Origin of the sequence: Comamonas sp. A23 (genome assembly GCF_004522605.1) — a bacterium.
In the GTDB taxonomy this organism is placed as follows: domain Bacteria; phylum Pseudomonadota; class Gammaproteobacteria; order Burkholderiales; family Burkholderiaceae_C; genus Comamonas; species Comamonas thiooxydans.
On record NZ_RSDT01000001.1, the window covers coordinates 732,534 to 751,442 of the forward strand.

Genomic DNA, 18,909 nt, shown 5'->3' on the forward strand with positions numbered 1-18,909 from the left:
ATGCTGAAAACCTCTCGCTTGAGCGAATCCAGCAAGCGATTCATTGCGCAGATGCGCAAGCACGGCCCCCAGACCCTGGAGCAACTGCGCCCCTTGATCGGTGACTCTGACGGCGAGATCCGCAAGAGGCTGCGCAACCTCTGCACATCCGGCTGGCTGGAAAAGATCGAAGGAGCCGAGCCTCGCTGGGGCATCCGCAGTGCAGCTTCTGGGCTGTTTGAGACGGCCAAGGCGCCCCGCAAGGCCAAGAAATCTGCCCCACCGATGGGCGAGTTTCCTCTGCCGCGCCAGATCGACGTGATGAACACGACTTACAAGCCTGAGCCTTTCACGCCGCCTCGTGCGGGCTCACAAGCCTATCAATCCATTGCCAGCCGTGGCCAGCGCTGCTGATCGACACCAACCCAAGAGAGCACTATGACGACTGAAAACACCATTCCCCCTGGCTACTGGAAGAACGCCCGTGGCGACCTCGTGCCCGAATCCCGCGTGACCGATATCGACAAGCTGCGCGACCAGGTCGTGCGTGATCTGTGCGTAATGGCCAAGGAACGCAGTGTCGGCCTGCGTGACTTCAAGCTCAACAGCATGCAGAACGTGGCCACGCTGGTCACCATCAGCATGGAGCAGTACGGCGTCAAGAGCGGCGGCGACAAGGGCAATGTGACATTGACCACATATGACGGCGGCTTCAAGATCGTGCGCCAAATGGCCGACCACCTGGTCTTCGGCGAGCAGCTCCAGGCCGCCAAGGAGTTGATCGACCAGTGTGTGATCCGCTGGGCCAAGGATGCTGACGACAACATCAAGGCTCTGGTCACCCATGCCTTCCAGACCGACAAGGAAGGCAAGATCAATACGGGCCGTGTGCTGGGCCTGCGTCAGCTCAAGATCACTGACGAAGACTGGCTAAAGGCCATGCAGGCCATCACTGACAGCATCAAGGTGGCCAGTACCAAGCCCTATATCCGCTTCTATGAGCGCAACGCCCAGGGCGGCTATGACCCGATCAACCTGGACCTGGCGGCGGTATGAGCGAATCAATGAAGCGCAAGGTGCGCGTCACCATTACCAAGGAAATCGAGATCGAGCTGACTCCAGCTGTGTTTGGTGGACTCAGCCAGGAACAGTACCTGGAAGAGTTTCGCAAGAGTCTCTGGCAGATCGAAGGCATAGACGACGTATTCACCTACGCCGCAGAAATGGCGGCTCACCACGGTGGGGGCTATCAGCATGACGGCCTGGGCCTGCTGAGCGAGCACTTCAGCACCCACCCACGCGTTCCGGATGTGAAGTTCAACGTGTTGGAAGACGACACTGAATCGGAGTTCATCGAATGATCAAGAACGCCATTACCTACCGCATTGCTAAAACATGGGTGCCTGACCTGCAGACCCTGGAGGCTGCTCTGCAAAAGACCCCGTTTGCCGAGTGTGGCGCAACCCAGGAGCGCTCGGTCGGCTGGGTGCCACCTCGGGGCGAGCAGCATGGTCTGCTGGCCGAATCCGTCGCTGGCCAGTGGATGCTGCGCTTCATGACTGAAGCCAAGCCGATCCCGGCCAGCGTGCTCAATCGCAAGGTCAACGAGAAGGCCGAGCACATCGAAAAGACTGAGGGCCGCAAGCCCGGCAAGAAGGAAAAGCGCGACCTCAAGGACGAGGCCAAGCTGGATCTGCTGCCAGCGGCTTTCGCCAAACAGAGCAGCATGTGGGTCTGGATCGACCCACAGGCCCGCTTGCTGTTGCTCGATACCAGCGCCCAAGGTCGTGCAGACGAGATCGTGTCGCTGCTGGTCGAAGGCCTGCCAGGCTTTGCGCTGGCCCTTGTCGATACACAGACCAGCCCGCAAGCCGCCATGGCCCATTGGCTGGTCACGCAGGAGCCTCCGGCTGGTTTCTCGATTGATCGCCAGTGCGAGCTGGTAGCTGCTGACGAGTCCAAGGCCGTGGTGCGCTATGCACGCCACCCCCTGGATATCGACGAGGTGCGCAAGCACATCGAGCACGGCAAGCTGCCGACCAAGTTGGCTATGACCTGGGATGACCGCGTGAGCTTTGTGCTGACCGACAACTTGCAGCTGCACGGCATCACGATGCTGGACGCGGTCATGGATGGGCAGTCTCAGGACGATGCCGGCTTTGACACCGATGTGAGCATTACCACGGGCGAGCTGTCGCGCATGCTCCCGGATCTGATCGAAGCCCTGGGCGGCGAGGGCCGAATCGGCCTGGGTAATCTGCCAGCGTCGTTACAGGCCACAGTGACCGGGCCGAGCAGTGTTGCCACCGATGCATCCGACAGCTCGGCACCTTGGGAGGCTGCATAGTGTCCTTCAATGCGTCAATGAACGATTTGGACAGGGCTGCAAGCGCAGCTTGTGGTGCGGTCAGTACCAGCGCTAGTCCCAAGGGTTCCGAGCGCTCCTACGGCCCGGATTCCATGCCTGCCGATTTGCTTGAGTTTGTGCGCGGGCAATCCGTTCGCCAAGCTGCTGATGCACTGCGCCTTTCGTTGGGCACCGTCCACCGCTTGGTGCAGGGCTATTGGCCCCAAGACCCCCGCAAGATCATCGAAGCATGGACGGCACACAAGGGGCGCTCGGGTCGCATTGCATCGTCCTGGTTCCTGCGCCGTGTACGGGCGGGCGGCATGGTCAGCCACGCCGGTCAGCAATGGACGGCGCCAGGGATGGCCACCCGTTGCGGCGAGCTTCTGGCGGTAGCCAGGGGTGATGATGGCAGTTTGCTGGCTCAGACGCTGGAGCTGCCTGCCAAGCGTTTGCAGCTTTCGAAAGTGGTGGGAGGTGCCATTTGACCGCCACTTACACCGCTGCCATTCACACGATCAAGTCAAAGTTGAAGCTCAGCGATGAGGACTACCGTGCACTGCTGATGAACCTCACGGGCAAAAGCAGCAGCAAGGAAATGACCCAAGTTGAGCAACGCAAGGTGCGCGACCATCTGCAGAGCCTGGCCGAACGGATGGGCGTGGCCCAGCCCACGCGCCGCCGTCCGCTCAGCCAGACAGAGTTCGACCAGGTCAAAAAGCAAACCAGCCCCAAAGAGCGAAAGCTCTGGGCCTTGTGGCACCAGTTGGGCCGCGATGGCCTGGTGCAGAACACCAGCGCCCAGGCTCTCAATGCCTGGGTGCAGCGCCAGGTGGGAGTCACCGCCTTGCGCTTTTGTACCTCGGCACAGCTGGACACCCTGATTGAAGCTGCCAAGTCCTGGCAGGAAAGGAGCTGAAATGGCACGCAAATTTCTGAGTGCAGCCGAAGCCGATGTCCTTACCGCGATCCTTCCGCCCGGAATGACCCGTGAAATGAAAGATGTTGCCTACTGCCTGTTCGAAGCGCTGGCCCTGATGGACGGTCGCGCCGGCCAGGCCAAGCCAGACCAGGCTTGGGCGCAGAAGCTGCAGGCCGTTGCCAATATGTCGGTGGTGCAGCTGCAGCACTTGGCCCACGAAAAAGGTGGCCGTACCATCTACCTGTCGCGCGGCCTAGCAATGCAGCTCAGCGCCCGCGACCGCGAGATGTGCGCAAAGTTTCGGGGCAACTACGACGAGTTGGCTGACGAGTACGATCTCACTCCGATGCGCGTGCGCCAGATCGTGGATACCTACCAGCGAGAAACGTTTCTGAGCCGTCAGCAGCAGCTGCCCGGCCTGGACTGATCCAGAGGGCGGCGCGCAACGCGCCAGCCCATCGCCCGGTGCAATGCCTGGCGAAATTTAGTAAAGCGCTTTACTTATAGCGAAAGCCCCGTCCGCAAGACCATGCGGGACATGGGCAACAAAACCACCCCCTCCCAATTCCCCGACGGCCTGGAGATCTTTCAAGCCGGATCTCGCACGGCCACCAACGGACAGATCTATGTGATCACCGAGTCCGATGTTGCGGCCACGGCCGCTGCCTACGACCCCGCCGTCCACGAGGCCCCTCTGGTCATTGGCCATCCTGAAGACGACCACCCCGCATGGGGCTGGGTCACCAAGCTGTCGGCCGAAGGCGGAACGCTCAAGTCCAGCCATCAGCAAATCGACCCCTCGTTCGCTGAGTACTACGGCGCCGGTCGCGTCAAGAAGCGCAGCGCCGCCTTCTACCACCCCGAAGACCCGGCCAATCCGAAGCCCGGCGTCTATTACCTGCGCCATGTCGGCTTCCTGGGTGCCCAGCCGCCAGCCGTCAAAGGCCTGCGCGATCCCAAGTTTGCCGAGGGCGGAAACGACACCGCATTCGGACTCATCTTTTTTTCCGAGCAACCCACCCCCAACCAGGAGCACCCATCCATGACCGAAGCCGAACGAATCGAAGCTGAGCGCAAAGCCAAGGAAGAAGCCGAGCGCAAGGCTGCCGAGGAAGCGCAGAAGACCGCCACGGCTGTCGCTGAACGCGACCAGGCGCGCGCCCAACTGGCTCAGTTCGCTGAGCAGCAAAAGCGTGACCGACACACCGCCAACGTTTCGTTTGCGGAAACCCAGGTCAAGGCCGGCCGCCTGATGCCCAAGGACAAAGACATGGCTGTCGCCACGTTGGACCGCCTGGCCGAGGTCGAGCCGGTGGAGTTTTCCGAAGGCGATACCAAACGCAAGGTCAGCCCCTCTGCCTGGCTGCAGGAGCTGATCGCTGGCAGCAAGCCCTCGGTCGATTTCAGCGAGCACGGCGGTGGCCAAGTGCCCGAAGGCGAGCAAGGCAGCGCCAAGGGCAAGAGCGACGCCGAGATCGACAAGGCCGCCAAGGCCTACGCCAACAAGCACAACGTGAGCTACGCCGAGGCGGTGAGCAAGGTTGTGTCGTTCGAGGGCTGATTCCCCCCAACTTCCCAGAAGGAAACCACAACATGATGACGCTCGACGAAATCCGTCTCAAAGCCAATCCGGTGCTCACCAACCTGCTGCTCGGCCGTGGCCAAGGCACTATGGTGGCTGATCGCCTGTTCCCGCGACTGCCGCAGTCGCTGAGCACGGTGACCATTGCCAAGATGGGCGATGCAGCCCGTCGCCGCTACAACCTGCGCCGCGCACCTGGTACTGCCACCAAGCAGATCACTATCAACTTCGAGGGCAAGCTCTACACCGTCAAGCAACACGCGGTGGAAGTGCCTATCCCACGCGAGCTGATCCGCGAATCCGACGAGGCCAAGAAGCTCAATCTCGCGCCCAACATCGGCATCTCCACCGTGGCCATGACCACGGCGCGCGATGTCCTGAATCTGGACTACGAGATCGAAGCGGCCGAGTTCGCCACCGACCCCAGCAGCTTTGCACCCGGTCATTCCAAGGCCCTGGCCGGTGCTGAGAAGTGGTCTGCGCCCACAGGCACGCCTGTGACAGACATCCTGGCGGCCTCCAACGTGATCCGCAAGAAAGTCGGCCGCCGCCCGAACAAGCTGATGCTCTCGGCTGATGCAGAAACCGCTCTGATCTCCAATGCCGAGGTCAAGAGTTACCTGCCATCCACGCAGATGGGCCCAGCGACTCTGGAGCAGCTCAAGACGATCCTGAAGGTCAAGGAGATCGTCGTGGGCGATGCCTCCTATACGGACGAAGACGACGAAGGTCATGACGTATGGGGCAATGCGGCCGTGCTGGCATACGCGCCCGACATCCCGGCCTCCGGCGAATTCAGCCTGGCAGAGCCTGCTTTCGGCTTTACCAACGTCATCGAAGGCCATCCCTTCAGCGAAACGCCCGTATACCGCGAAACGCAAAAGAGCTGGATCTATGGCGGCACCTTCGAGCGCGCGCCCAACATCGCTTACCCCGATGCAGGCTTCCTGTTCCTGAACCCGAACTAAGGAGCAGCCACCATGACTTTGATCGCAAAGATCCTCATCGTGGCCAGTGCCGTGGGTGCTGATGGCAAAGCGGAGCGCAAGGAGTTCAAGCCCGGCGAAGAAGTGACGGGCCTGAGCGACCACGACGAGCGCGAGCTGCTGAAGATGAAGGCGCTGACCGACACGGATCGTGAAGAAGCCAACGGCCAGTACGACGCCATGCGTGCTGAGCACGCGCAACGGGAATTCGAGCGCGAGCGCCAGGCTGTCCTGCAAAAGCGTGGATCCACCGAGATGCCTGCTGGGCCCCTCACCAGCACTGACGGCACAGGCCAGACAGGAACCTTGGCCAACGGCGCCGGCGGCGATGGTTCTGCTGGCGACGGCCAAGGTGCCTTGGGAGGCCAGGACAGCGCCATCGCTGGCGACGGTCAGGGAACCCAGGGCAGCAGCGCTGGCGAGTCCGCAGCACCTGCGCCCGACGCATCTGCAGCTTCCGCTCCCACACCGGCCCCCGCACCTGCTCCTGTTGAGCGGTCCAAGGGCACAGGCAAGGGCGCCCCGAAGCGCAACTGACAACCACCCCGAGAGAGAAGCTGCCCCCGGTCCAGGTCATGAGTACCTGGCCGGGTTGGGCCAGTAGGAAACCCTTTTACATCGACCTGGAGCAAAACCATGGCATCTCAGAACAACCCCGGCCGCCAGTTTGACAAGCAGCACGCGGTCACCATCGTGGCCACGGCCGTCATCGAGAAGTACCGCTTTGTCGGCTACAACGGCCAGCACGCCACCAGCGCAGGCGGCGTACATGATTCCCAGGGAACCAGCGAGTACGGTGCTCCTGAGGGCGAGGCCTTCTCGGCCATCACCAGCTATTCCGGCCTGGTGGAGGTCGCGGCGGGCCAGACCATCGCTTTCGGCGACCCGGTCAAGCCAGCAGCTGATGGCAGCGGCAAGGCTGCTCTGGGCGACTCCGATGACAACTGCGGCCGCGCCCTGGGCGCTGGTACCGAAGGCCATATCATCGAGGTCCAGATCCAGCGCCACGTTCACCCCGCAACGCCTTGATCTGACGGCAGGCCAATCGCATGAGCTACGCCACCGTCGCCGACATGGTTGCCCGTTTTGGTCAGCTGGAGCTGGTCCAGCTCACTGACACGGACAACATTCCGCCCAGCACCGTCGATGAAGCCCGCGTCGGGCTGAAGCTGGAAGACGCCTCGTCTTTCATCGACGGCTATGTGGGACAGGTCTACCGCCTGCCGCTGCAAGGCTGCCGCAAGCCCCTGATCCCTGGTCAGCCGGTGGAATACGCCATGCCGCCCGTCCTGGTGCGCATGGCTTGCGATGTGGCTCGCTACTACCTGCACGACGACCTGGCGCCTGAAAACGAGGTGTACCGCCGCTACAAGGCCGTCATCGCCGAGCTGGATGCCATCGCCATGGGCAAGTCCATGCTGTCCTGCCCCTGGGGCGGATCGCCTGGCGTGCTGGTGGCGGCCGACGCCCAGCAAGGCACTGACGTGCACTTCGATTTCAGCCCACGCGCTGTGACAGACGACACCCTGCGGGGGTTCGGCTGATGCAAACGACCTGGAATTTTCTTGAGGCCCAGACCGGGATCGTCGACCGCATCAAGGTGGCGACGCAGCCGTCAGACGGCAGCGGCTGGGCCCGCCTGGTAGGCACCCGCAAGGAGCTGTCAGCCGTGGCCGAGGAAATGCAGGTCACGCCCGCTGTCTATGTCGTCTACGACGGCTTTGCCGTTCTGGCTGGCTCGGACGAGTACTCGCTGCAACTGAGCCACCGCTGGCTGGTCGTCCTGGCCATCGGCAATGCAGCCAGCCAGCGCGAGGCCGCCGCCCTTGACCAGGAAGCTGGCCCGCACCTGGGAGAACTCATCAAGGCCTTGCATGGCTACAAGCCTCCCCAATGCAACAGCCCGTTGGTGATGTCCACACCGCCGAGGCCTTTCTACAGCCCGGCCAAGTTTGCCTATTACCCGCTGCTGTTCACCGTCAGCAGCGTCCATTGCTAGTTTTATAGGAGAGAAAAATGGCTGAACGCAAATTCTGCTGCTTCAAGGGCCGGGGTGAAATCAGCCTGGTCGATTACCTGGCCCGCCTGGCACGCACTGCAGGCTTCATTCCTGTGGGCAATGCCCCCAGCTTTGTACTCAACGCGACCGAGACCACGGAAAACATCAAGGACTTCACCACGCCTGGCGGAGGTACCGCCTGTGCCTTCCGCGAGATCGACGCCGTTACTGTCGCGCTGCAGCTGCGCTGCCACTCGCCGCGCAACTGGTCTATCGCAACTGGCGGTAGCGGTGAAGGCGCCGAGGTGGCAACTGCTGCCGTCGCCAGCGAGGAGCATGTGCTGTGGCCTGGCACGGTGGAACCGCTTGACCACCTGGCAGACGACACGGTGGCCATAGTGGTCAAGAGCGCAGACGGTCAAACGACCTATGACGTTGGCACCGACTACGAGATCACGCCGGCAGGCTCTATCAAGCTGGTCGAAGGCACCACCATCCCCGCGCCGACAGTGGCGCAGGGCAAGGGCCAGCCCAACATTACGGTCAGCTACACACGACGCGAGCAGCGCCTGATTCAGCTGTACTCGCAGCCTCCAAAGCCTGTGGCGCTGCACTTCGACGGCTACAACGTGGCCGAAAGCCCGGTCCAGCCCATCCATTTCGACCTCTTCAAGGTGGTATTTGGCCCGGCCGCGTCCGTGAACGTCATCAGCGACAACCTGGCCCAGCTTGAGCTGACCGGCACCGTCGAGCGCGATGCAACGCGCCCGATGGGCACCCTGTCCAACCCTTTCAGCCAGTACGGCACGCTGAAGATCTGACGGGCGCACGCGATGTATCTGGGTCAGTACGAGCAGGAGCACAACCCGCATTACCTGGGCCGAGGCATGTTGTATGCCGGCCCGGCCATGCGGGACTGGGCCACGGGCATGCCGCCAGGCCGCCGCCTGGGCAATGCCTCCGGCCTGGTCGTGAATCCCGACGTACGCCGGCTACGCACAAGCCCCTGGGACAGCCGCAGCAATGCCGTGCTCGATGGTGTTGCAGTGTCTGTCCAGCTCTATGGCCATGGTGCGGCCAATCTGGCCATGGCCCTCAACGCGCATCGCCTGGCTACGGCCAGCGCGCCTATCACCACCACGGTCGACGTCTCTGGCCTGCTGCTGCCTGCTGGCGCCATGTTGTGGACGCCTCACCAGGTGGATTGCCGGCAGACCGTCCTGGCCGTGCCGTCCTGGTCTGCATGGACTGAAGGTGTGCAGTGGCGCAGGGCCGACTGGGGGATTGAGCTGCTGCAGGGCATTGCTGCGCCCCAGGGCGCGACTGTGCGCATCACCAGCACAGCCGAAAACAGCGCAGAGCAGCTCGATGCCGGCAGCGGTGGCGACATGGAGATCGGGTTGGCATACGCGGGCATCAACTTGGCCGACCGCAAGGCCGTGCGCCTGCAGTGCTACCGCTGCCGCCCGCTGCTCGATGGCGGCCTGACGTTGCTGGAGCAATCGGCCAGCAGCATCCGGCTGACCCTGCAATTGCGCCCCGTACCCCGTCAAGACCGCCCGGCCGCCTGGTTTGACCTGGCACGCGCGGCATACATAACAAACTGAGAAGAGATAACGGCATGTCCAAGACACAGCTGGCCCGTGGAATTTGGGCGAACTTCGCAAATACCGAGAACCCTTTTGGTGTCCCGAACGGGATGGAAGCGAATCTGCGCCTCATCGACGATCACCTGGCGCTGTATACCCTGGCAGGCCCTGTGCCGCCCACGACCGCTCTACCGACCGATGCTCGGCAAGGTGCAGGTCAGATCTTCAGCAACGGCACGTATGCAGTGCTCAATGTCGGAGTTTGGCAAGCCTACCCAGCCCGTATTGGCCTGCGTGCTATTGAGCTGGGCAGCAAGACCGAATACGTCAACATCGGCACCGGCTGGCAAGTGATCACCCAGAAGTCCGAAAAAAGTTACCTGACGTTGGCTGTCATGCTTGCCGACACGGCTCAGCCTGTGGGCACTCAAGGTGTTGTCACCAATGATCCTGGCCATACTCCAGCGGCCCCTATCAATGGGGTCTACACATGGACTGGGTCTGCCTGGGTGCGTAATGCATTCCAGCCAGCCAATCAGGAGGATGTGGCCGAAATGGGCATGGCCGTGGACCAGCTTACCGTCGACATGAGTAGCGTGACAGAGTCGGCTGCGGAAAGCGCCGGACGTATCGCTCGGGTTGACGGCATTCTGGGCGAAGCAGACCCAAGCAAACAGGTCGTCTATGCCGTCGCAGACGCCGAAGGAAATGCGGTTATCACTGCAGACGTTCTTGGACATGTAGAGATACCAGACCTCGGTACCAATAATCTGAGCTTGAGCGGCAACTATGACCTGGGCGCTGTATCGGCCAATGACTTTGCCTTTGCGATTACAGACGCCTTCGGGCATGTGTCCATTGGCGTGCTGCAGGACGGCACTCCATATCTGGGCGGCGCACCTGTGGCGGGCCAGGAGTGGAGAGAGATCACCATTGGCTCCGATGACACCATCGTTCATATCGGTGACAGCTACACCGCAGCGCACTATGTATTGCGTGACAAGGCTTACATCAGCCAGCTGTCCGCGCTGTCTCCGTACCGGCACATGAATTTTGGCGTGAGTGGTGACGATGCGCTGGACATGCAGTACCGCATCGTCAACCGTTCACCCTTTGACGGCATTGCATTCGATGCCATGAAGGCCCGCTATGCGTTCATCACCTCGCTGACCAATGATGGCCAGTTTCGCAGTGCTGACCTGACTTACTACGCCGAGAATATCCGCCGTCTGATCGAGACAGCCCGAGCAACGGGAGCCGAGCCAGTGGTAACAACTGAGTTCCCAGCCACAAGCGCAGAAAACGCTTTGCTGCGCCGGATCGCCGACGAATATGGCTGCTCGTTCATTGACTGCACGGTACTTGATGCCGAGGTCGGCGGGCTCAAGCTCGGCCCGTTTCACCAGGGGCATCCTGGTACACGCACAGGCGGGGTCTTTTGGCTGCCCATGCTGGATTTCATTGACCGCATGCCCAAGCCAGATCGAGGAATCAAGATCTTTCGGCGTCGATCCACATTTGCAGTGGGCTCTATCGCAGACTTGCTCTACAAAGACCGCGTTGATCGGAACGCCCGCTGGAAGGAGATTTCCGTAGCGCATTACCTCTTGGATGATCCCGGCAAGTTTGAAGAGCTGAGCCAGCTGGGAACCTTTGGCTATCAATGGCAGGCTGACGAATATCAGCGCATTGCTGCCGGTGTAGCGGTGCCATTCGCGGATTACGCGCTGCTGGAGATTACCTTGCCAGGCACGGCAGTGACCCTGGATGCGGTAGAACTGTCGCTGGTGGCCACCGGGATGCCCACGATCCATGTACGCAATTTTCTGGATGTGCCAGCCAGCATGCCAGGCCGCCGTCAAGGGTCGTCCCCAACGAATGCAACCTATCTTTCAAAGTGGGACAAGCCGCGCGGCGCCTGGCGCTCCCTTGGCGTCTACGCAAAACCCGTCCTTCTCGCGCAAGATGACCTCAAATACTCCATGCAGGGTGACAAGCTCATAGTGCTGGTCTCTGGTGCAACAAATCTGAGCGGTCTGAAGGTTCGTTACAAGGGCCGTGCGGTCAAGAGCGACCTGCGACTGCGCAGCAAGCCAGCCGTCATTGGCACAGATCTTCTCGCTCAGCCTCTGTGCGGCACGGTGGAGCAACTGGCGGCGTGGGTTCAAACTGGTGCACCTTCTCTGGTTGTACCAATAGATCGCTCGAATGCACCACGCAAGCCTGGAACAGACACGCCTGCAGACGGTGTTTGTGTAATCTCCAGTTCCAACACCATCGGCCAGGCGATTGCATTGCCAGCCGATGGAGGCCGCGTGCGCAAGTATCTATTGACGGTCTGGGCGCGGTACTTCCCCAAGGCCTTCCTGAATCCATCTCTTTATCCAGGGTTGGACCCGGCTCAAATCATTGACCGAATGGCTGTTCCGGGTGGCGCACCAATCACGCCTGATACCTCGGATCTACGTACTCTCAAAGCCGAAATCTGGTCCGGTGGACCATATCCGGGGCCAGGCGGTGCCGAGTTCTTTGACTTCGCGCCGCTTCAGTGGCGACCCGTGGAATTCGTGTTTGAGGCCGTTCCGTATCGGACCGGCGCAAATATTTCCTTCCGTCTTTCCTGCCCGGATGGCGAGATTCAAGTGGGTAAGGCTTCTTTTTGTGAGGTGATTTAAATGACTGTCGTGGTTCGAGTGAAAGACGCAAACTGGTCTGGCAAGGGCTTTCGCAATCTCAACCCGTTCGTGGCGGCACCGGATATGGAGTTCGGTTTTGACTTCATGGTGCGGGACAACATGCTTTTGGATTTTGCGAGCAAGCACATCGTCACGCCGAAACGGGTGGACATCAAAGCCGGCGTGCTCAATGAAACGGACCCTGCAATCATGGTCCCCGTTGATAGCGGATTGGGTATCCGTTTGGAGCTGGGCTACCTGCAGTGCAATTTGCCGTTGCTGCCCATTCCGCTTGACGGCAGTAAAAAATTTACGTTCTTGCTAGTCGGCCGCCACAGTGGCGTAGATTTCCCGCCCGACAAGGTGGTGACCGCAGCACCCACTCGAATGATTCAGCTGGACTGGGGTTCAGTGGTATCAACCAGAGGCCTGAGCATTGACCGCAACGTGAGCAGCGGCAATGCCGAGTTGCGAGTCGCAAAAGGCTCTCATCAGATGGCAGTTCCACCATCTAGCAAGCTGTCGGCAAATGTGGTGTTTGTGACGTTCAACGGCGCCACATGGGCGCTGCGCAACATGACGACGGGTGTGGCCATCACCATGACAAACGCAGAAATGGGTCTGAGTGGCACCGAAATCCCGATCCAGGCCTCTGCGTTTGAATGGACCAACGGGATGCTGTCCATCGGCGGTAATGCCAACCAGCAAAGCACAATCTACGCGGCATATCCTGTGCTCTATCAGAGCGCTATGTGGAATCGAGTGCTGACTGCAGACGAAATGCTGGATCAATACCAACGGTCTAAAACCTCCCGTCCAAACATTGTCGTTTGAGGGCGTCACATCACATGTCCATATTTCATACGCCCACCGTCCGCGAGATCGCTGGCCACTCCTTCCAGGTCAGCCAGGTTCCTTTCGAGGTCTTCAACGAGGCATTCGAGTTCGGCGACTGGCTGATCAGCATGCAGGGTGGCAAGTTCGACATGGCCAGCCTCAAGGCGCTGCACGGTGATTCGACTTTGCGCCTGGCCCTGGAGAAGCTGCTCGCGGCCTGCCTGGCGCCTGTGCAGGATGGCCAGGCCAAGCCCATGTCGGTGGCTGACGTGCGCTCGATGCCGATAGCCATGGTGCTCGAAGCGGTCTATGTGCTGCTGGAGGAAAACCTCAGTTTTTTTACCGAGCGCCTGCAGGCGATCAAGGAGATCCAGGCGAAGCTGATGTCGATTGGTTCGCCGTTGCTCAGCAGCTCATCGCAGCAGGCCACGACCGCCAGCAACTCAGGCGCTACAGCATCGACGAGCTGAAAGGCTATCTGCAGGCCATCGGCGACCAGGCCGAACGCCACGCACAACACCAGGCGGCCCACACGGCCGTCGCACTCGCAGGGGGCTCAATCTGAGCCCCTTTTTTCATGGGCAAACTGTAAAGCGTTTTACTTAGTACCGAGGGCTGTGGCACGAGACCATGCAGCCCATGGGAAACAACCTCGAAATCGGACTGCGGGTCCAGGCCGCACTGGATGAAGCGCGCAAGGAAGTCCGTGCGCTCACTGGCGACCTGCAAGAGCTGAGTGCTGCAGGCAAAAAAGCTTCGTCAGAAATGTCGACCGTGCCGGCGCCCGCGTCTGGCTCGGCTCCGGCGACTCCCAGCTCCGACCAGGCCGCCACGGCCAGGCAGGCGACAACGGCGACGCAAGAGCAAGCCACTGCAACGGCCGCGCTTTCAGCCGCCCAAAAGGAACAGGCTGAAGCATCTGACCGTGCAACCAAGTCTGAGCAGGAACTGACCAAGCAGCGCGAATCCCAGGGGCAGCAAAGCAGGAAGAACGAGGAGCAGCAGCAACGCCAGGCCAAAGGCTCCGACGAAGCCGCCAAGGCCACCGACCGTGAAAAGCTGGCCGTTGACCGCCTGATTGCCAGCCTGGACCCCGCCGCCACTGAGGCCTTCCGCCTGGCACAAGCTCAGAACGAACTGAATACGGCCCTGGCCCGTGGTCTCATCACCCAGGACCAGCACACGCGCCTCATGGGCCTGGCGCAGCAGCGATTTGCCGGCCTTGGCGTATCTGCAGGGCAAACCGCAGCTGCAATGCGCATGTTGCCCGCCCAGATCACTGACATCACGACCAGCATCGCCAGCGGCATGCCCATCTGGCTTGTGGCCATTCAACAGGGCGGCCAGATTAAAGACTCTTTTGGAGGCGTCGGGCCCGCTTTCAACGCCATCACCTCTGCAATCACGCCAGCGAGGGCTGCCGTCGGTGGCCTGGCGCTGGGTGTGGGCGCGTTGGCTCTGCTGTTCCTTGAGGCCGAGAAAAAGGCCTATGCCTTCAATGTCGCTGTGCAGACCACCGGGAATGCGGCCGGCGCGACGCAGGGCCGCATCGAAGCCCTGGCCGAGGCGGCCAACAAAGTCAGCGGCATCAGCAAGAGCGCCGCCGAGTCCGCGGCCGTGGCCATGGTGCAGTCCGGCCGCCTCGGCATCGACGTCATCGGCAATCTGACCAAGGCCATCAACGGTTATGCAGCCGCCACCGGGCAGTCCACTGATGCGGCGGCCAGCTCCTTGGCCAAGCTGTTTGCGGAGCCTGCCAAGGCGGCAAAGCAGCTGGATGATCAGTTCAACTTCCTTTCGGCAACGCAGCGCCGGCATATTGCCGACCTGGTCGAGCAAGGCAGGGTTGAGGAAGCCCAGCTCGAGCTGAGCCGACAGGCCGCTGACCACTTCGGCCGCGTTGTGCCAGAAAACCTCGGCGTGCTGATGCGGTCCTTGAATACAGCGGCAGAGGTCGCCCGCAGATTCTGGGATGCAATTCTCAATATCGACAAGAAGCAGACCCTTCAGGACCAGATCAACGATCAGGAGAAGCTTGTCACGCAGATGGCAGCCGATCTGACCCGGCGCGGCACCAATCTGGCAGGTAATCAGCAGATGCCTCAACGCCTGATTGATGAGACGGCAAAGCTGAGCCAGCTCTACAAAGATCGAGATGCCGAGGAGAAGAAGGCAGACGATGAAGCTGCAGCAAATCGCAAAGACCGCCGTAAAAAAGCCGTCCAGGAGGAATATGCGGCGGCCATGAAGGCCACTGAAACCGAAGAAAAGCGCCTGGCCGAAAACAAGAAGAAATGGCAAGGATGGCGCGATGCTGGCGATATCACTCAGGCCGAGCTGGACGAGCTGGTCAAGCAGGCCGACGAGAAAGCCAAGAAAAATCCGCGCACTCCCAAGGGCAACACCCCAGAGCAAGAGGCCATCCAGCAGATCCGCTCAAATCTGCGCGCTCTGCAAGCATCAATCAAGAGCAGCGATGCCTTCCTGGTCAACCAGTTGGAAGAAGGCCGTGTCAGCATCGACGAGGCCTACAAGAAGCGCCTGGCTGGCATCAATGAGGATATCGACGCTCAGCGCGAGGCCTTGGAGCGGGAGCTGAATGCCAAGGGTACGACCAGGACCCGAGCGGTCGAGCTGCGCGCCTCACTCAAGGTGCTGGACCAGTCTAAGGAAGACGCGACGCGTGAGCTGGGCAAATGGCGGCGCGCTGAAGAGCTGAAGCTGGCCAACATCGTCGTGCGCCTGCGCGTGGATACGGCCGCACTGACAGGCCAGTTTGACAGGGAAGCCATTCGCAAGCAGCTGGAGCAGCAGTATGCGGAGGACTTGCGCGCCGCTGGACGCCAAGAAGACCCTGCAAAGGCAGAGAAGTCCCGTCAACAGATCCAGCTTCTGATCGATGCGGGAGCAGCCCAAGCCGAGTTCAACAACAAGCTGGCCGAGGCGCAGCGCCTTCAGAGCCAGCTCGGTGTCATCGAGCAGGCCGTGCAGACGCAGGCCGCCCAGGGAACGATCAGCCAGATCGAGGCCGAGGCCCGCATCAGGCAGGCCCGCGCGGCCCAGGTGCCTGTGCTGCAATCCATCGTCCAGGAGTTGGAGCGGGTTCGCAATAGCCTGCCACTTGAAGCACAGGTCGCCATCGACAACATGAGCACCAGCATCGGTCAGCTCAAGAATGAGGTGGCAAGTGCCACGCCTGTGATCGTCAACCTCGGCACACGCTTGCGCAACACCGTCATCGATGGCGTGGCAGATGCGACGGGCCAGGCTGTGACGAACTTCAAGAGTCTCAGCGAGGTCGCCAGTGCGACCCTGCGCCAGATTGCCGGTGACATCCTGCGCAGCGACATCAAGCGGTTGTTAACCAACCTGTTTACGCCTGAAGTGAGTGGCGGCGGTACTGTCATCGGCGGTATTTTTGGGAGCATCGGCAAGGTTTTCGGTTTCGCCGAGGGCGGATCTCCCTCTACGGGCGGGGGGCGCATCGTGGGCCCAGGCACTGGCACCAGCGACAGCATTGCCGCTCTGGTCGACGGCACGCGCCCCATTGCTGTGAGCAATAACGAGTTCATCCAGCCAGAAAAGGCGGTCAATCACTACGGTCTGCCGTTCATGGAGGCAGTGCGCACCCTGCGGCTGCCAAAGCCTCGCTTCGCCTTGGGCGGCCTGGTATCGGCTAGCCAGCGCGTGAGCTTTGCCACGGGCGGCTCTGTGTCGTCTGCCGGTGGCGCCTTGCCTGGCCAGAATCAGCCGGTGGAGGTCCGCTTCAACAACCAGGGCACTCCCAAACAGCAGGTCGGCCAGCCGATTACCAAACAGGAATTGGGCCGCCTGGTCGTCGAAATCATGATCGCAGATGCAAGCAATGGCGGGAAAGCCTCAAGCGCAATCAACGCGGCAGGGAGGCGCAACTGATGGCATACACCCGTTTCCCCGATTACGCCCAGCTCGTCTTCGAGACGGATTACACCCTGCGCCCCGTGGGTGGTGTTGAGCGCACAGAGATGGAGGACGGCTTTATCGAGCAGGCTCCTGTGCAGTCTCTGGCCCGCTATGAGCTGCCGCTGACCTACCGCCTAGATAGCCTGGCGCGCAAGCAGCAGTTCGAGATCTGGCGCAAGACCGACCTGGCCCAGGGCGCCCGGTTCTTCGCCTGGCCAGATGTCGAAGACCCCAGCGGCGCCACGCTGCGCCGGGCCCGGATCGTGGGTGGCTCGGTTGATTACAAGGCGATCACCGACCGCCTGGATGAGTTCATGGTCTCTTTCACCCTGGAGTACTGGGCATGAGCACGCGCAAGTCTTCCCGATATCGCCGCGCAGCCCAGCAACTGGCCCCGGCCGAGCGCCCCCTGGTGCTGCTGGAGCTGGCCCATGCGCTGCTGCCCGAGCCCATGCGATTCGTCAATGACAACCAGGACGTGGTCTCTCGCACTCATCTATACGTGGCCACGACTTTCGAGTTCACCTGGCCAGACGACCAGGAGGGCCGCACGCCGGCAGCGGCACTGAGCATCGGCAACGTGTCTGGCGGTGTGGGCGTCTTCTTCGAGCGCACCCACGGTGGCCGTGGTGCCGTCATCACGGCTCTGCAGATCATGCGTAGCTCCCCCGATTTCATCGAAGACGAGCTGACGCTGGATCTACGAAACGTCGAAGTCACCACCAAGGCCGTGACCGGACAGCTCGGCTATGACGACATCCTTAACAAAGCGGCCGTGGCATACACCTATCGGCCGGAAACCGCTCCGGGGCTTTTCTGATGCACTGGTCTGACTCTTATATAGACATCCCGCACGAGGTGCTGGACTGCGCCCAACTCGTCGAACGTGCCCTGCATGAGCAGTTCGGCCGCACCGACATCCACTTCCCAAGGCGTCAGGCAGACGACCTGGCTCACCGGTCGACCTTGATCACTGGCCACCAGGCTGACTTCGCCGCGCGGATCGAGGAGCCAGTCGATGGGTGCGGCGTGCTAATGATGGCGCGAGGCCGTCAGGCTCACATTGGGCTGTATTGCCTGATTCAGGGCGTGCCCTATGTGCTGCACAGCGATGCACTTTTCGGGTCGAGCATGCGCCAACCCCTGGCTCGGCTGCCCCGCTGCTACCGTGTGGAGGGCTTCTATCAATGGCTCTGATGCCCACGCTCTCCGTCATCTGGTGCCCAAACCCCCTTCGACCAGCCAGTGACCGCAAGGTGTTACCGGTGGCCCTGGCCGGTAGCGAAACGCTGCATGACATAGTCGAGCGTCTGGGCTTGGCCGACACGCCCCTGGCCATCATGTCGAATGGGCGGCCAGTGGCGGCCGAGGATTGGGCTGCCACACCCGTGAGTGTGTCTGATCTGATCGTCATTCACCAAGTAGCCAAGGGCATCGTCGAGGGCAGCACGGTCGCAGCCAAGCTGGTCATGTATGGCGAGATCGGATGGACTGCCGCCTTCGCCCTGGGCACTGTGGCCGCATTTGCTGCCAATGCCGTGATCGCCTTTGCGATTTCCGCCTTGGCCGGCAGCTTGTCCGCCCGAAGCGCCACCTCTGCCAAGGGCGATGACGCACCCACGGCATACAGCATTGAGGGCGGCTCCAACTCGGCCCGCAACTATGAACCGCTGCAACTGGTACTGGGTGAACACCGTGTATTCCCAGACTACGCTGGCCGTCCCTTTGGCGAATTCGTCCCGGACCCCAGCACGGCCACCGAGGTGATCAACAACACCCCGGTCTATGAAACGCGTACCCATCCGCCATTCGGCTTCGAGGGCACAGCAGTCATTGCCCCATGGGTGCTCATTCGTACAGATGTTTGGGAAAGCGGAACGATTGAGTACTACGGAGACCAGGCCAGCCGCACCTATACCAGCAGCAGCGGCGGAACGGTCACCCAGCCGCATACCTTTGTAGTTAGCCACCAAGGGTTGTTCGACTCGGTGACTACCTATGAGGACTACCTGGTGCAGATCACCCCACCAGAAAGTGGTGGAGGAGACTGA

At 61.2% G+C, this 18,909-nt stretch carries 23 protein-coding genes; all 23 read left to right on the forward strand.

What is annotated here, in order from left to right:
• The 23 genes from EIC84_RS03400 to EIC84_RS03510 all read left to right on the forward strand — a co-directional run bounded on the left by EIC84_RS03400 (position 1) and on the right by EIC84_RS03510 (position 18,909).
• Positions 1-393, forward strand: coding sequence for a hypothetical protein (locus EIC84_RS03400; RefSeq protein ID WP_134737298.1), 393 nt, complete (start codon positions 1-3; stop codon positions 391-393).
• Positions 394-417: 24 nt separating this feature from the next.
• Positions 418-1,035 (forward strand): DUF3164 family protein, encoded by a 618-nt coding sequence (locus EIC84_RS03405; protein WP_003067255.1) that lies wholly within the window; start codon positions 418-420, stop codon positions 1,033-1,035.
• A complete protein-coding gene (locus EIC84_RS03410) occupies positions 1,032-1,340 on the forward strand; it encodes a hypothetical protein (RefSeq protein ID WP_100086414.1) in 309 nt (102 codons plus the stop codon). Before EIC84_RS03405 ends, EIC84_RS03410 begins: the two co-directional genes overlap by 4 nt.
• Positions 1,337-2,326: a recombination-associated protein RdgC gene (locus tag EIC84_RS03415; RefSeq protein WP_003067261.1), complete on the forward strand. Its 990-nt coding sequence runs from the start codon at positions 1,337-1,339 to the stop codon at positions 2,324-2,326. The genes EIC84_RS03410 and EIC84_RS03415 overlap by 4 nt, the downstream gene beginning before the upstream one ends.
• A gap of 17 nt (positions 2,327-2,343) precedes the next feature.
• Complete coding sequence (locus EIC84_RS03420; RefSeq protein WP_034362493.1) at positions 2,344-2,814, forward strand: hypothetical protein; 471 nt, start codon at positions 2,344-2,346, stop codon at positions 2,812-2,814.
• The gene (locus EIC84_RS03425) at positions 2,811-3,245 is read left to right on the forward strand and encodes a regulatory protein GemA (protein ID WP_003067267.1); all 435 of its coding nucleotides are present in this window, start codon (positions 2,811-2,813) and stop codon (positions 3,243-3,245) included. The genes EIC84_RS03420 and EIC84_RS03425 overlap by 4 nt, the downstream gene beginning before the upstream one ends.
• 1 nt (position 3,246) lies before the next feature.
• Complete coding sequence (locus EIC84_RS03430; protein ID WP_003067270.1) at positions 3,247-3,675, forward strand: Mor transcription activator family protein; 429 nt, start codon at positions 3,247-3,249, stop codon at positions 3,673-3,675.
• 111 nt (positions 3,676-3,786) lie between these two features.
• Positions 3,787-4,809 carry a hypothetical protein gene (locus tag EIC84_RS03435; protein ID WP_003067273.1) on the forward strand — a complete coding sequence of 341 codons (1,023 nt, stop codon included), beginning with the start codon at positions 3,787-3,789 and terminating at the stop codon, positions 4,807-4,809.
• 32 nt (positions 4,810-4,841) lie between these two features.
• Positions 4,842-5,798, forward strand: coding sequence for a major capsid protein (locus tag EIC84_RS03440; protein ID WP_003067275.1), 957 nt, complete (start codon positions 4,842-4,844; stop codon positions 5,796-5,798).
• 12 nt (positions 5,799-5,810) lie between these two features.
• Positions 5,811-6,353 (forward strand): hypothetical protein, encoded by a 543-nt coding sequence (locus EIC84_RS25925; RefSeq protein WP_003067277.1) that lies wholly within the window; start codon positions 5,811-5,813, stop codon positions 6,351-6,353.
• Between the two features lie 99 nt (positions 6,354-6,452).
• A complete protein-coding gene (locus tag EIC84_RS03450) occupies positions 6,453-6,845 on the forward strand; it encodes a hypothetical protein (protein ID WP_003067279.1) in 393 nt (130 codons plus the stop codon).
• Positions 6,846-6,865: 20 nt separating this feature from the next.
• Positions 6,866-7,360, forward strand: coding sequence for a gp436 family protein (locus tag EIC84_RS03455; RefSeq protein WP_003067280.1), 495 nt, complete (start codon positions 6,866-6,868; stop codon positions 7,358-7,360).
• Positions 7,360-7,815: a hypothetical protein gene (locus tag EIC84_RS03460; RefSeq protein WP_003067283.1), complete on the forward strand. Its 456-nt coding sequence runs from the start codon at positions 7,360-7,362 to the stop codon at positions 7,813-7,815. Before EIC84_RS03455 ends, EIC84_RS03460 begins: the two co-directional genes overlap by 1 nt.
• Before the next feature lie 17 nt (positions 7,816-7,832).
• The gene (locus EIC84_RS03465) at positions 7,833-8,636 is read left to right on the forward strand and encodes a hypothetical protein (RefSeq protein ID WP_003067285.1); all 804 of its coding nucleotides are present in this window, start codon (positions 7,833-7,835) and stop codon (positions 8,634-8,636) included.
• A gap of 12 nt (positions 8,637-8,648) precedes the next feature.
• On the forward strand, positions 8,649-9,422 hold the full coding sequence (locus EIC84_RS03470; RefSeq protein WP_003067287.1) for a hypothetical protein: 774 nt from the start codon (positions 8,649-8,651) through the stop codon (positions 9,420-9,422).
• Between the two features lie 14 nt (positions 9,423-9,436).
• Positions 9,437-12,079, forward strand: a complete 2,643-nt coding sequence (locus tag EIC84_RS03475) for a GDSL-type esterase/lipase family protein (protein WP_003067289.1) — start codon at positions 9,437-9,439, stop codon at positions 12,077-12,079.
• Positions 12,080-12,913, forward strand: coding sequence for a hypothetical protein (locus tag EIC84_RS03480; RefSeq protein WP_003067290.1), 834 nt, complete (start codon positions 12,080-12,082; stop codon positions 12,911-12,913). It begins immediately after the preceding gene.
• A gap of 14 nt (positions 12,914-12,927) precedes the next feature.
• Positions 12,928-13,386 carry a hypothetical protein gene (locus tag EIC84_RS03485; protein ID WP_003067292.1) on the forward strand — a complete coding sequence of 153 codons (459 nt, stop codon included), beginning with the start codon at positions 12,928-12,930 and terminating at the stop codon, positions 13,384-13,386.
• Positions 13,387-13,555: 169 nt separating this feature from the next.
• Positions 13,556-16,831 (forward strand): phage tail length tape measure family protein, encoded by a 3,276-nt coding sequence (locus tag EIC84_RS03490; RefSeq protein WP_034362502.1) that lies wholly within the window; start codon positions 13,556-13,558, stop codon positions 16,829-16,831.
• Positions 16,831-17,205, forward strand: a complete 375-nt coding sequence (locus EIC84_RS03495; RefSeq protein WP_003067296.1) for a hypothetical protein — start codon at positions 16,831-16,833, stop codon at positions 17,203-17,205. Before EIC84_RS03490 ends, EIC84_RS03495 begins: the two co-directional genes overlap by 1 nt.
• A complete protein-coding gene (locus tag EIC84_RS03500) occupies positions 17,202-17,678 on the forward strand; it encodes a DUF1833 family protein (RefSeq protein ID WP_003067297.1) in 477 nt (158 codons plus the stop codon). Before EIC84_RS03495 ends, EIC84_RS03500 begins: the two co-directional genes overlap by 4 nt.
• On the forward strand, positions 17,678-18,055 hold the full coding sequence (locus tag EIC84_RS03505; protein WP_003067298.1) for a hypothetical protein: 378 nt from the start codon (positions 17,678-17,680) through the stop codon (positions 18,053-18,055). Before EIC84_RS03500 ends, EIC84_RS03505 begins: the two co-directional genes overlap by 1 nt.
• Positions 18,046-18,909 (forward strand): MoaD/ThiS family protein, encoded by an 864-nt coding sequence (locus EIC84_RS03510; protein ID WP_004340632.1) that lies wholly within the window; start codon positions 18,046-18,048, stop codon positions 18,907-18,909. The genes EIC84_RS03505 and EIC84_RS03510 overlap by 10 nt, the downstream gene beginning before the upstream one ends.